This window comes from Vibrio splendidus (assembly GCF_002873455.1).
Classification (GTDB): domain Bacteria; phylum Pseudomonadota; class Gammaproteobacteria; order Enterobacterales; family Vibrionaceae; genus Vibrio; species Vibrio splendidus_J.
Window position 1 is genome coordinate 18,694 of the sequence record NZ_MCUN01000046.1, and the last position, 13,712, is coordinate 32,405.

General features: G+C 43.3%; 12 protein-coding genes and 1 pseudogene. 10 read left to right on the plus strand and 3 right to left on the minus strand.

Features of this window, described 5'->3' with window-relative positions:
- Positions 1 to 116: 116 nt before the first annotated feature.
- Both BCU75_RS19935 and BCU75_RS19940 read right to left on the minus strand, forming a co-directional pair.
- Positions 117 to 581, minus strand: coding sequence for an acyl-CoA thioesterase (locus BCU75_RS19935; RefSeq protein WP_102474858.1), 465 nt, complete (start codon positions 579 to 581; stop codon positions 117 to 119).
- Between the two features lie 244 nt (positions 582 to 825).
- Positions 826 to 2,661, minus strand: coding sequence for an ABC transporter ATP-binding protein/permease (locus tag BCU75_RS19940; protein ID WP_102474859.1), 1,836 nt, complete (start codon positions 2,659 to 2,661; stop codon positions 826 to 828).
- 527 nt (positions 2,662 to 3,188) lie between these two features.
- Here BCU75_RS19940 and artP point away from each other — a divergent pair.
- The 7 genes from artP to BCU75_RS19975 all read left to right on the plus strand — a co-directional run bounded on the left by artP (position 3,189) and on the right by BCU75_RS19975 (position 9,781).
- Positions 3,189 to 3,917, plus strand: a complete 729-nt coding sequence (artP, locus tag BCU75_RS19945) for an arginine ABC transporter ATP-binding protein ArtP (RefSeq protein WP_102474943.1) — start codon at positions 3,189 to 3,191, stop codon at positions 3,915 to 3,917.
- A gap of 129 nt (positions 3,918 to 4,046) precedes the next feature.
- Positions 4,047 to 4,778 carry a lysine/arginine/ornithine ABC transporter substrate-binding protein gene (locus BCU75_RS19950; protein ID WP_017063913.1) on the plus strand — a complete coding sequence of 244 codons (732 nt, stop codon included), beginning with the start codon at positions 4,047 to 4,049 and terminating at the stop codon, positions 4,776 to 4,778.
- A 1-nt stretch (position 4,779) separates the two neighbouring features.
- A complete protein-coding gene (gene artQ / locus BCU75_RS19955; RefSeq protein ID WP_102474860.1) occupies positions 4,780 to 5,466 on the plus strand; it encodes an arginine ABC transporter permease ArtQ in 687 nt (228 codons plus the stop codon).
- On the plus strand, positions 5,463 to 6,131 hold the full coding sequence (artM, locus tag BCU75_RS19960; RefSeq protein WP_102474861.1) for an arginine ABC transporter permease ArtM: 669 nt from the start codon (positions 5,463 to 5,465) through the stop codon (positions 6,129 to 6,131). The genes artQ and artM overlap by 4 nt, the downstream gene beginning before the upstream one ends.
- 380 nt (positions 6,132 to 6,511) lie before the next feature.
- Positions 6,512 to 7,369, plus strand: coding sequence for a tyrosine-type recombinase/integrase (locus tag BCU75_RS19965; RefSeq protein ID WP_102474862.1), 858 nt, complete (start codon positions 6,512 to 6,514; stop codon positions 7,367 to 7,369).
- Positions 7,366 to 8,457 (plus strand): IS91 family transposase, encoded by a 1,092-nt coding sequence (locus BCU75_RS19970; RefSeq protein WP_102474863.1) that lies wholly within the window; start codon positions 7,366 to 7,368, stop codon positions 8,455 to 8,457. Before BCU75_RS19965 ends, BCU75_RS19970 begins: the two co-directional genes overlap by 4 nt.
- A 283-nt stretch (positions 8,458 to 8,740) precedes the next feature.
- Positions 8,741 to 9,781: a hypothetical protein gene (locus tag BCU75_RS19975; RefSeq protein ID WP_102474864.1), complete on the plus strand. Its 1,041-nt coding sequence runs from the start codon at positions 8,741 to 8,743 to the stop codon at positions 9,779 to 9,781.
- Positions 9,782 to 10,187: 406 nt separating this feature from the next.
- Here BCU75_RS19975 and BCU75_RS19980 read toward each other — a convergent pair.
- A pseudogene (locus BCU75_RS19980) lies at positions 10,188 to 11,213 on the minus strand (IS110-like element ISVisp6 family transposase).
- A 180-nt stretch (positions 11,214 to 11,393) separates the two neighbouring features.
- Between BCU75_RS19980 and BCU75_RS19985 the strand changes: the two are divergent.
- The 3 genes from BCU75_RS19985 to BCU75_RS19995 all read left to right on the plus strand — a co-directional run bounded on the left by BCU75_RS19985 (position 11,394) and on the right by BCU75_RS19995 (position 13,623).
- A complete protein-coding gene (locus BCU75_RS19985) occupies positions 11,394 to 11,750 on the plus strand; it encodes a DUF6404 family protein (protein WP_102474865.1) in 357 nt (118 codons plus the stop codon).
- A 145-nt stretch (positions 11,751 to 11,895) separates the two neighbouring features.
- On the plus strand, positions 11,896 to 12,363 hold the full coding sequence (locus BCU75_RS19990; protein WP_102474866.1) for a hypothetical protein: 468 nt from the start codon (positions 11,896 to 11,898) through the stop codon (positions 12,361 to 12,363).
- Between the two features lie 79 nt (positions 12,364 to 12,442).
- A protein-coding gene (locus BCU75_RS19995) for an IS3 family transposase (RefSeq protein ID WP_102474867.1) occupies positions 12,443 to 13,623 on the plus strand; the annotation gives its coding sequence in 2 pieces (ribosomal slippage) (positions 12,443 to 12,728 and positions 12,728 to 13,623; 1,182 coding nt in all).
- The last annotated feature ends 89 nt before the right edge of the window (positions 13,624 to 13,712 follow it).

Here is a 13,712-nt window from a genome sequence, read left to right on the forward strand (position 1 = left end):
CTGTAATCGTATTCATTAATACGAACCAGTAAACAGAAAAACAAAAGGCCACTTTGACTGTCTATAACAGTCGAGTGGCCTTTTTAATGTCTGTGCTTTATGAATCAGTGAAAGCGTTATTCCGCCACGGCTTCTTGCTTAAAGCAGGGGCTTTTTAATGTATTCATCTTTTCTATTTCGCTCGTTAAGCGTAGCGAGAGCAGCGCTTTTTGATTCGAAGCAAAATCGAACATCACGATGGTCGCGGTACCAATTGTCGTGAGCTTTTTCTGTGCCTTGCTGACAATCGCGTATTCCATTGTAAATCGGTCATCATGGATATCCGTAACGCGAGAGCCAATCAACAACGTATCTGGATACGTGACTGGGCGGAAATACTTACAGTAAGTGTCACCAAGAACAGGGCCAACTTTGGTAATCGCCATCTCTTCCATCAGCTCAACGTGCTTGAAAAAATCTAAGCGAGCGGTTTCGAAATAGCGAAAATATACGGCGTTGTTAACGTGATTGAGCGCGTCCATTTCTCCCCAAGCGACAGGGATTTCTGTTACTACCGGGTAGTCAGACAATAGTGCTTCCATGCGAACTCTCTTATTGTTATCTGTGTAGTTAATGTTATCTGGGTAATTAACGTTATTTGCTTATCCTTCGTCGGGATAAGTTGTTATTGGAATAAAAACACTACCGCTAAATTAACAAAACTGCAACACGTGTGATTTAAGTTTTTGAAGCTTGAAATCACACAATGTCAGAGACTTAACTCTCTTTTACTTACTGATTACTCTCTCACTGAGTTAATCACTTACGCTCCCTTTACTTTATAACTTAGCTGCTGAGGTGTTTGAATTGCAGTTCAACTAAGCGTTGGTACAGTTCGCAGCTATTGATGAGCGACTGGTGGTCGCCGATGTCTACGAGTTGTCCTTGATCGAGTACCGCAATTTGGTCGGCGTGTTTAATTGTTGATAAACGGTGGGCGATAATGATCGTTGTTCTGCCACGCATTAATTCTTCTAAAGCTTGTTGAACATGGTGCTCACTTTCGCTGTCTAGCGCGCTGGTCGCTTCATCCAATAATAGAATGTTAGGATCTTTTAATATGGCTCGTGCAATCGCAATACGTTGTCTCTGCCCACCAGAAAGCCTTACGCCACGTTCACCAAGAAAGCTGTTGTAGCCCTCAGGTAAGTTTTGAATGAACTCGTGCGCATGTGCTTTCTTAGCGGCTTCTACAACTTGCTCGTCCGTTGCTTTTGGATTTCCGTATCGAATGTTATGGAACACATCGTTGCTGAACAGAGCGGGTTGTTGTGGAACCAGAGCCATCTGCTTTCTTAGTTCGTTTGGGTCAAACTGATTTAATTCAACACCGCCTAACGTGACTTTACCCACTTGCGGGTCATAGAAACGTTGCAGAAGTTCGAACAGGGTGGTTTTGCCTGCGCCAGACGGACCAACCAGTGCTAACACTTTGCCTTCTTTCGCGGTCAGTGTGAGGTTCTTTGTTGCTGGTTGATCGGGTCTTGATGGATAACTGAAGGTCACATCGTTGAAAGCGACTTCTGGCGTTAGCTTATCAAGCGATGTTGGATTCTCAACTGGCGCAACAATATGACTTTCGACTTGTAGTATTTCAATCAATCGCTCTGTTGCGCCTGCCGCACGTTGCAGTTCGCCCATCACTTCAGAGATCGTACCGAGTGATGAGGCCACCATGATCGCATAGAAGACAAAGGCAGCCAGATCACCGGCAGACATGGTGCCGTTAATCACGTCACTACCACCTACCCAAAGCATCCCAGATATTGCGCTGAACACGATAACAATCACACCAGAGATAAGAATCGCGCGCTGTTTCACACGCTGGCGACCAATCTCATAAGCCTTTTCCACTTCAACAGCAAATGAGGCTTTCTCTTGCGCTTCTCGGCTGTAGCTTTGTACCGTTTTGATGTGTTCAATAGCTTCGCCTGCATAAGAGCCCACATCAGACATAGAATCTTGGCTTTGGCGAGAGAGCGCTCTGACTCGTCGGCCATAGAACAAAATAGGCACTAAGATAAATGGCACAGAGGCCAATACGATCAGCGTGAGTTTTATGTTGGTCGCAAACAACATAATGATTGCGCCAATACACATTAACGCGCTGCGCATCGCCATAGAGAACGACGAGCCAATGATGCTTTGAAGTAGAGTCGTGTCTGTCGTGATGCGTGACATGATGTCGCCACTGCCATTGGTTTCGAAATAACTCGGATGCAGCGTCACAACATGATTAAAAACCGAGAGGCGAATATCCGCACTCACGCGTTCTCCAACGGAAGAGACCAAATAGAAGCGGAAGAAGGTGCCAATCGAGATCAACACTACCACCACCATGATGAACTGAATCGCGCTGCCTAAATCTGAGAGTGATTGCTGGCTAAACCCTTGGTCAATAAGTAGGCGAATACCGTGTCCAACCGAGAGCGTTAAGCTTGCTGTGAAGATCAACGCGAGCAGTGCGAAGAGCACACGACCTTTATAGGGCTGAATAAATTTGCTGAGTTCAAACAGAATACTGAGGCTTTTCTTCTCAGGTTTGGGGTCTGGCGCTTGTTGAGTGGATCGTTGAGTCGGTCGCTGAGTAGAGTCGAGCGTAGAAGAGACATCGTTTTGCATATGACTGCCTTAATGTGTTGTCGCTTTAAAATTAGATGGCTTGTTGCCTGTACTGCGCGTTGTTCGCTGGGAAGTAATTGTTGTTGAGAATAGAACCCATTAAAGCATTTATTGCGCTGTGACGCTCCCTAGGAAACTCAATTTCCAATACTTCATCATCACTAAGTGCATAGTTCGAAACGACCTTAAAGGAAAATTAAGCATTCTTATCTAGTCAGTTTGATACATTAAGTGGCCATTTAACCTTAATTTTTATGCAAGTAAATAGTGGGTGATAGGAGAGTGTGCTCATAAACTAGCAACCGAGCAATGATTTATAAACTCAAAGTAAAACGTTTGCTTTTTATCTCGATACTAATTTTATCAATGGCTTGCAATTTTTGGTTGTTAGACCAGTTATAGCGACTGTTTTTTGCGAAATATTTGTTACAAAAATTCAACAAAGTAGTTTTTTATACATTTTTCTTGCATAAAACCTCGGATTGAATAGAATAACCAGCAAATGACAATTAATGCAGTATTGTGGCATGAGTATTCAAGTAAAGAGCATCAACAAATCATACGGTGATACCCAAGTTCTTCACGACATCAGCTTTGACTGTGAGAGTGGCGAAACCTTGGTATTGCTTGGCCCAAGCGGCGCAGGCAAGAGTTCACTACTGCGAGTTTTGAACCTGCTAGAAATCGCGGACAACGGCGAATTAGACATTGCTAACGAGCAATTCGACTTTGCTGGTCAGATCCAAGATAAGCAAGGGCTTAAACTTCGTCGTAAAGTCGGCATGGTGTTCCAGCAATACAACTTATGGCCACACATGACGGTGATGGAAAACTTGATTGAAGCACCAACGAAAGTTGCGGGTTTGGATAAGCAAGAAGCGATTAAGCAAGCTCAAGAAGTACTAAAGACACTTCAACTTGCAGACAAAGCAGACGCTTGGCCACTTCAACTGTCTGGCGGTCAACAACAGCGTGTTGCTATTGCACGTGCACTGATGATGAAACCGGATGTGTTGTTGTTTGATGAGCCAACAGCGGCGCTTGATCCTGAAATCACCAACCAAGTCGTGAGCATTATTAAAAAATTGAGCGGGACGGGCATTACCCAAGTGGTCGTGACGCACGAAGTCGATTTCGCGAAAAAGATTGCGAGCCACGTTCTGTACCTAGAGAAAGGGTACATCGTTGAACACGGCACCAGCGATTCATTCGTCAATCCGCAGACACCGGAGTTTGCCGAGTATTTGACTCATTAAGTAAGTCACGTATTAAAAGAAAGTTGACTCACTAGATTTCGCTAAACACAACATCAATCAAAACAATCAAAACAATCAAATTATAAGAATGGCCACAGGCCGCTATCAAACAGTATTCGGAGTAACAAAATGAAAAAGATTCTACTAGCTTCACTTATCGGCCTTGCTTCTTTCAACGCAGCGGCGCAAGAAGAAATCAAATTCGCAATGGAAGCAACTTACGCACCATTCGAATACATGGATGAGAACAACCAAATTCAAGGTTTTGACGTAGACCTAGCAAACGCACTTTGTGAAGAGATGAAAGCGACCTGTACTTTCCACAACCAAGCATTCGATAGCTTGATCCCTGCGCTTAAATTCAAACGTTACGATGCCGCTATTTCAGCAATGGATATCACTGAAGCGCGTCTTAAACAAGTGAACTTCTCTAACGCATACTACGATAACTCTGCAGCATTCATCTCTTTCGAGGGCAAAGTAGCAGACCAAGCAGCACTAGAAGGTAAGCGTGTTGGTGTTCAAAATGGTTCTACTCACCAAAGCTTTCTACTTGAGCAAATGACTGGCGTTACAGCGGTACCTTACTCAAGCTACCAAGATGCATTCATCGACATGAAAAACGGTCGTATCGATTCTGTATTCGGTGACACAGCCGTTGTAGCAGAATGGTTCAAGAAAGAAGACAACCTAACGTACGTTGGCGACCAAGTAACAAACCAAGAGTACTTCGGTAACGGCTTTGGTATCGCTGTAAACAAGAGCAACCAAGAACTTGTAGACCAGCTTAACGTTGCACTTGCAGCAGTGAAAGCGAACGGCGAATACGACAAGATCTTCAACAAGTACTTCGGTAAGTAATATGCAGTTAACGGGTTACTCTTTAGGGCTCGTCGAAGCAAGCTGGATGACTGTTCAGCTTGCGTTCGTAAGCCTATTGGTTGGATTGGTTCTAGCAGTTTTTTTTGCAAGTGGTGAGATGTCTCGTCGTATTGCAATAAAATGGCCAACGACTGCATTTGTGACGATTGTTCGTGGTTTACCAGAAATTCTGGTCGTGCTGTTTATCTATTTTGGCTCGACACAAGTTCTGTTTATGATCACTGGTGACTTCATCGAAGTGAGCCCGTTCTTATCTGGTGTTGTTGCACTGTCACTTATCTTTGCTTCTTACGCTTCACAAACCATCCGTGGTGCTTTGAAAGCAGTAAGCAAAGGGCAGAGAGAAGCAGCAAGCGCGCTTGGTATCTCTCAGTCACGTTCATTTTTTCGAATAGTTTTACCTCAAGCGGTAAGACACGCGCTACCTGGGTTAACCAACCAATGGTTAGTGTTACTGAAAGACACCGCATTAGTATCGCTAATTGGCGTAACGGATTTGCTGAAACAAGCACAACTAACATCAGCGGCAACGCACGAAGCATTCACTTGGTACGCGACAGCAGCAGCAATCTACTTGGTCATCACTTTAATCACACAAAGATTGGTAAAAGTGATTGATGGTAAGTTCTCTATTCAAGGTTTGGGTAACAAAGGGGCAATGGCATGAATCAACAATACCTCTCTCAAATGCTTGAAGGCTTAGTGACCAGTCTTCAACTCACAGGCGCTTCATTGCTGGTTGGTTGTATCTTTTCACTGCTGATGACGGTAACGCTAATCCTAAGAATACCTGTGATTCACTGGTTAACTCGTGGCATCATCACGCTGTTCACTGGCACACCATTATTGGTGCAAATCTTCTTGGTGTATTACGGGCCGGGTCAATTCGATTGGATTCGTGAAAGCTTCTTATGGACATGGCTTAGCCAACCTTGGTTCTGTGCAATGTTAGCATTAGCTTTGAACACCGCCGCATACAGCACGCTACTGTTCAGAGGCGCATTCAACGCCATTCCAGCAGGGCAGTGGGAAGCGTGTCGCGCACTTGGCATGGACAAAGTCGCAACGCTTAAAGTGTTACTGCCATACGCTCTACGTCGCGCCGTTCCAGCTTACTCGAACGAAGTGATTCTAGTCTTCAAAGGTACGTCACTGGCAAGCACCATCACCATCATGGATTTGATGGGCTACGCTCAGCGTATCAACGGCCAAACCTACGACACGCTCACCGTGTTCGGTATTGCAGGTGCATTCTACCTAGCAGTGAATGGTGTATTAACACTGATCTTCCGCCAAGTAGAGAAGAAAGCCCTCGTATTCGAAGCGGCATAAGCTAGCAATTTACAAGCTTAACTAACGTATAAAGCCTGCCATTTATGTTCGCATAGATGGCAGGCTTTTTTGTGTTTGGGGTATGTAAGGTGAATACTGTTTTTACGTACAGTTTAGTGAGGTTTTCGATAAAATCATACTATATAGAAATATTCTGCATTTTGTCATTCAATGAGTTTATCTATGTTTTAAGTCACTGAAATACTGTGATTAATCATGGTAGAGTGCTGCGTATATGAAACTAGATAGAAAAATTCTATATTTAAATGTAGAATTTTTCTGTCTAAGAGCTGTTGAACTAAGCCGCTTCGCGGAGGACTTTCCTCTCACTTACCCGATAGACCAAACTTATGATGTATCCATAGATTAAGGAATACATCATGACCCCATTAAGACAACAACTTATCGATGAAATGGCGGTTCGCCGTTTTTCTCCGAAAACCCATGCAAGCTATTTACGTTGGGTTAAAGATCTATCTACTACTTACGATCTGTCCCCCAATTTACTCACCGATCAACAGATTAGTGCGTATTTACGTACGCTCACCACAGAGCGGAGCTTAAGTAGTAGTACTTGTGCTCAAGCTTTGAATGCCATCTTGTTCTTTTATCGTGCCGTTTTGAATAGAGAATTTGAAGAGCGACTGGTTCCCCCGATTAAACGCGCCAGTAAAATACCGGAGCTGCTTAATCGCGAGGAAGTAAGAAGTATCATTAGTCATTGTCGAAGTCTTAAATATCAGACCGCACTTGAAATGTGTTATGGATGTGGCCTACGTGTCAGTGAGGTCGTGGGTTTGTACGTGAAAGACATTGATGGTACGGCGAAACGACTGCACATTCATTGTGGTAAAGGTAAAAAAGATCGCTTTGTTCCACTGGGTGATAGCCAACTGAATCATCTTCGAAATTACTGGCGTCATTATCACCCAACCGTAGTGCTGTTTCCCAGCCTAGAGCCCGAAAAACCATTGGGTATTAGCTCTTTGCAGAAGTGCTTCAAAGCAGCGAAAGTTGAGGCAAACGTCAGAAAATTAGGAGGAATACACGCCTTGAGGCACGCTTATGCGACACATCAGCTTGAATCGGGCATGCCTTTGAATGTTCTGCAGCGTTACCTTGGGCATTCGAATATCAAAACGACATTGAGGTACACCCATTGGATAGGTCATCACAACGAAAGCTCGGGCGGAAGTAAGTTCGACTTAGTTGCTCAACTATGGGAGGAGAGCGAATGAACGCATTATCTCCTTACCAAGCCGTATTAACCCAAGGTTTAGAAGAGCTTGATAAAAGCAAAGTCACACCGAGACAGTGGCAAGTACTTAACCATTTAAGAGACTGCCGAACGGAGCGTATGGGCAGTTACGACTGGCGTTGTCAGCAATGTGGTCATGAAACTCGTTGGTACTGCTCTTGTCGAGACCGCCATTGCCCCAATTGCCAAGAGCAGATGAGGCAGCAATGGTTAACAAAGCGAAGCCAAGATATTTTACCCGTGGCCTATCATCATATGGTTTTTACCTTACCGCACGAGTTCAATGCTCTGGTTAAAGCGCATCCTAAGGTGGTTTATCAATGCTTGTTTCATTCCGTGTGGGCAACATTATGCGCGTTTGCTAATGAGCGGCATCACCTTGTCGGTCAACTTGGAGCATTAATGGTTCTTCACACTTGGGGAAGAAACCTGAGTCAACATACTCATATTCATTGCCTACTACCGAGTGGGGTGCTTACAAAAGATCGGCAATGGCAACCGACAAGAAAAGAGAGTTACCTGCTTCCGGTTAAAGCCTTATCCGTTCGCTTTAAGAAAGAGATGTTATGTCGAGTAAGCGAGTTGATAGCAACGCACAGTAATTTATTAGAGGAAGCCGCTAGTAAGAGATGGGTTGTGTACAGTAAACCTGTACTCCACGAGCCTACAGCGGTAGTGGGTTATCTATCTCGGTATTGCAATCGTATCGGGTTAAATCCCAACCAATTAAGTTATAACGTGGATGGCCGTATCACGATGAGTTACAAAGACTACCGAACAAATGGGACGCAAAGAATGTGTTGTAATGCGGGCGAGTTACTTCGACGCTTACTTTTACATGTGTTGCCTAAAGGGCTAATGCGAATACGCTACTATGGCTTTTTAGCTAATGCTGTACGGGTAAAAGCGATAGCGGAAATTAGGCATAGCTTACGAGAGCGACCCGCAGAGAAATCGGAAGTGCTGAAAGAGAAACCGTGTTGTCCGAACTGCCATAGCAACAGCATGGTACTCGTGTGCATCAATATTAGACCTAGGATAGTCGTTTCAGAGCACCGACTGACCTAGTTGTCTGATTATAATGAATAAAATTATCGTTGTGTTATGGCGAGAGAGGGGCATTGTTCGCTTTTAAAAATATTATGCAACGGGTATAGTCGCTGTAGATAAATTGGCGGCTAGAAGTGGAAAATGGACGGCTGACGGGGTACCGGTCTTAATGATAAGAGTAGAACGCAAGTCAGTCCTAAAAAGCAAATTCCATAGATAGAAGCGGCCAAGTCCAACAGGTATTTATCCATTGTGCTACGACAACGGATAAATACTTAAGCGTTATGTGCTAGGAGGAAAAATGAATATCAGAAAGCGCTTAGAACAAAAAAGGCGTAGAAACAGAAAGCTGAAAGAGTACTGGAACAAGAAAAATGTACTACTTCAAAGAACAAAGAAAATAAAGAAGCTCATTGAAAACCAAGAATTTTCCTCACCTTTATTACTAAGTGTTTGTATGGAACAGTTGGAAATTAATCCTACCTGTTATTACACACATTACCTATTGGGGCGCCATTATCAAGATCTAGGAATTTGGGATAGAGCAGTAGAACATTTTAAAACGTCTATATTGTCCGACTATACTAAGCTCGGTGTGTGGCAAGGTTTGCACAATTCTCTGACTTCAGAATTAGGACATAAAAAGGGCGTAGAAAAGTTTACAACTTTTATAAACAGAGAACTTTATCAAAATAATGGGTTATCCTCCTTGGAGGACTCGGTTCTATTTCGTGTTGTAGAAACTAAATACGTCGACAGTTTTATGCAGGATAAAGTCGGTAGGTTCGCGCCAACACAAAATTACAGAAAACCTAAGAGTGAGGGACCTTGGTATGATCTCAATGAAAATCGTCCACACCAAGCTATTAAAGTTGAAAATGTAAAAATGCCAGGTGTTGACATACAGTTGATGGAGCTTTCTATTGGTGGGCTGTACAGTATTCTTTGCTTTAGTTTTGTTACCCGACATACTCTTGAACGGTTCTTAAATGAGTACGATATCGAGAAATTTCAGGATGACAAAAGTAAACAATATAGCGTCATTGTTATTAATAACCCCAAACAATTTGTATCTCAGGTACTAGCGTTGCATGAACATATGGAGTTTGGTGAGGTATATTATTTACCTCAGGGAGTTGTTCCTCGAGCAGAGGGCGTTTTGTGCCCATTCATCAAAGATGAATCATATGCCGAAGAGTTTGAATTTCGTTTCGCTAGTCAAGCTATTAGTTCAAAGAAACTCAATGAACCAGTTTTCTTAGATTTAGGTGCAGTGGATAGCGTTAGTGAAGTGATAACTCCTGATGAACTAATCCCGTATGTCGTGAAAAAGTTCAGTTAAACTATTGAAATAACACGCACATAACAAAGCATTTAAGAGTGATTCCCAACGCATGGCATTTTTCATTCCATCGTTGGGTTTTGTGTTTACGGTGGTATGGTTTCGTTCCGTGGTAGCGTTGCTCACACCTTAATGCGGCTACATGGATTCCCCCCAGGTTGTCAAACATCCGCTAAACTTATGTTGATGGGTTTTGGACTGCCGCTCTACATTCGGCCTACTTATCGACGATTCGCATACGTCGTGGCCCTGATGACTTGCGCGACTGCGGTGCCTTATTCGTTAGATGACATCTAGTGTGTCCGCCGCATTAACAGGCTCTCCGCAAGTGGTCTTAACCTATCTCCATCATTAGCGTCTGCAATGACCCGGTGGGTTTAACTCTTTATGCTGCTTAAGTTTTTACTTAAGCAGCATAGTTTTCATATTCTGTTTGATTGTGTAAAAGCGACCATATAATCCGTGCGTTCTTCGCGGCAAGTGCAACTATCGCTCGGTTCATTCCTCTTCGTTCTAGAACGCCGCGACACTACTGACTTAACTTATCTTGCTTGTCGCCAAGGTTGGCAATCACGGTCCTTGCGCCGTGAACTAATAGTGTTCGTAAGTATTTGTCGCCGTGTTTGGTTATTCGGCCTAACCGAGGTTTTCCTCCTGTGGAATATTGTTTTGGTACGAGTCCTAGCCAAGCAGAAAAATCACGGCTTTGATCAAATTGAGAACCATTGCCTATCGAAGCAAGTATCGCAGTAGCGGTTTGCGGTCCAATTCCTCGAACCTTCATCACTCGTTGAACATTGGTGCTGACCTTAGCAAAAGAATCGAAGACTTGTTCAGTATCGGCGATACGTTGATTCAATTCTCCAAGGTGATGATAGGCATCGGCAATCACAGTTCTTGCGAGGTGCGGCAGTTCATTTTCTGCGTCTTCCAGCATTAAGGGAACGTGTTTCATTAACGAAGAGCGGCCAACAGGAATGATCAACCCGAATTCAGAGAGTAAGGCACGCATGCGATTCATAAGCGCGGTGCGTTCACGAACCCAATGCTCTCTCATTCTATGTACCGATAAGATGGCTTGTTGCTCTGGGGATTTTACGGGTACAAAGCGAGTGGATGGTCGCTGAACAGCTTCGCATATGGCAACAGCATCATTAAGGTCGTTCTTTCCCTTGGTTCGATAAGGAATTACGTATTTAACGGCCATAATACGGGCGTCGTGACCGAGTTTATTGAGTGTTCTTGCCCAATAATGTGCACCACCACACGCTTCAACGCCTATACGCATGAGTGGCATATTTGCTATTGTAGTCAGTAGTTTAGAGCGGGTTACTGACTTATGAAGTATGACCTTACCATTTTGGTCTACGGCATGAAGACTAAAGTGGTTTTTAGCTAGGTCGATACCGCAGAAATAAGAATAATCAGACATGGTGCCTCCGATGCATTTAAGTACCACATAAGTGTGGCAGATCCTCGGGAGGGGGAATCCATGTCATTCGTTATGGCGCAAGCCAGACTTTGAAGTCAGTCGCAGCACTTTAATCACTATTCTCGATAAGTCGTGATATGGACTTAGACTTGAAGTTGATATACATGCATAGAGGCTAAGATGGAAAAGGCGAAATTCATTCAAAAGCACCTCATTGAAAAGGGTGTACCAGCAGACTTAACCAAGCCAACAACTTTTATTTGGTCTAAATACAAAGACCCGTCCCAAAAACCAATAGTTTTTCAGTCTCCTATAAGAATACTAATAACAAATGGTTTGTTCATGGGAGGGTTGTGGGGGGCGCTAATGTGGATATTATTTTGGCATTCAGAGCCTGACCATTGGATAACCTATCTTATCACATCATCCCTATTTGGCATTTGTATGGCGCTTATTAACGTGTTTCGCACCATTAAGGCACGAAAGCTCTTGGGTGAAACAAGTTGGGAAAATTGGTGTAAGCAACACTACCAGTAACGCGCCATAACAAGCAATTTAAGCAGACAGCCAACGCGCGGCAGTTTTACTTCCAATTTGGTTTCAGTGATTTAGGTGTTATGGTTGAGCATATTGGTAGCGTTGTCAGCTACTTAATTGGGCGTTAGTTTTACGGGAGAAATCGTTGGATAATCTAAGTCTAATAAAACAAGTAATTGACATTTTTTCTGCGCTACTTAGTCCAGTGATTGCTGTTTCAGTCGCTTATATTGCTTATCAGCAATGGAAGTTGAATGCTGCTAAGGAAAAACGTGATAGTAAGTCTGAAAGACTACAGATATATATGTCAGTGCAAAGACTTTTGCGGAACACTGATAACACTCGTAAAGTCGATCACAAGCTGTATGAAAATTTTCAGGAGGCACTTGCTCTGGCTGATTTTTACTTTGATGAGGGCATTATTGACTGGCTAACTAATGTTGATTCAAATGCTTCAAGTTGGTTTAACTACGAAGAAATTAGCTTGGCTTATAAAAACAAAGCGGAAGCTAAAGAGGCGGAGAAGTACATGCAGTATATGGAAGAGTCGATAGACAGACTTCAAGACCAGCATTGTCAGTTGTTAAGTGTATTCAAAGATCGCTTGCTGTAATAAAACTAACAAGCAATTTAAGCAGACTGTGTAGTTGACCCGATCTAATGGACACCTTCAATTGTAATTGGAGGTGATTATGCCAGCTTATAAATCAGGTAAAAAAACTCAACAATATCTTACGGAATTTAAGGTAACTGCTGTCCGACTTTCGCTTCGAGAAGGAGTTACAGTTAAAAGCGTGGCGCTATCATTAGATATCCACCCTTATATGCTTTCTAAATGGCGAAAGGACTATAGAGAAGGGGTTATTATGGAAGATAAACGTAAGAAAAGGACTCAGATCCCGAGCCAGAAAACTGAGTCTAGTCGGATTGCAGAGCTCGAACGTCAGAACGAACAACTTAAGCTCGAGAATGACTTGCTAAAAAAGTGGCAACGATTCGTTGCCCAAGAAAATCGACAAAATTCCGATTCATAGCCCATTACAAAACGCGTTATTCCATTGTATTGATGTGCCGTTTTCTATCTGTTTCTAAGTCGGGTTACTACGCATGGCTTGATAGAGAACCAAGCCGCTACGAACAAGAAGAGCAGGCTTTGAAGAAGCGTATAATTAAAGTGTTTACCCAGAGTCGAGAGACTTACAGCAGCCCACGAGTTCATGCAGAACTGAGGCGCCAAGGAGTTTTGGTTAGCCGCAAGCGTGTGGCTCGGATCATGAGAGAGCAAGGGCTAAGAGCACGAAGTTATCGCATTTACATGAAAATGGCCAAGCTACATCGGTTCTATCAATCGATTAAGAATATTAAAAAAGACACACCAAAACCAACGGCAGTTAATCAACAGTGGTCTGGAGATCTAACGTATATCAGGCAAGGCAAACGTTGGATGTATCTAGCCGTCGTTATCGACCTTTACTCACGTAAAGTCGTCGGTTGGTCGCTTGGTAGTAAGAAGAGTACACAGCTAACGATGAGTTCGTTGAGAATGGCAATTAGAAATCGAAAGCCACAAGAGCGCTTATTGTTTCATACCGACAGAGGCTCTGAATATCGAGCCCATGAAGTTCAAGCTTTGTTATCAAAAAATGGAATTGTCCCAAGCATGAATCGCCCAGGTCATTGCACTGATAATGCGGAGGTGGAGTCGTTCTTCCATACGCTCAAAGGCGACATAATTAGGAAAAATAGTTTTAAAAGTGAGAAGCAGCTTAGAGATAAACTTGCCGGTTATATCCAGCATTTTTATAACCGTTATAGACTGCACTCAAGTCTTGGATATCGAAGCCCGCATGAATATGAAGTCATGACGGGTTAAAGAAGATAGGGTGTCCATTTTATCGGGTGAAGATCACTGCCAACGCTTGGCATTTTCAGCTTGGTTTAGCTTCAATGATTTTAGTGGTA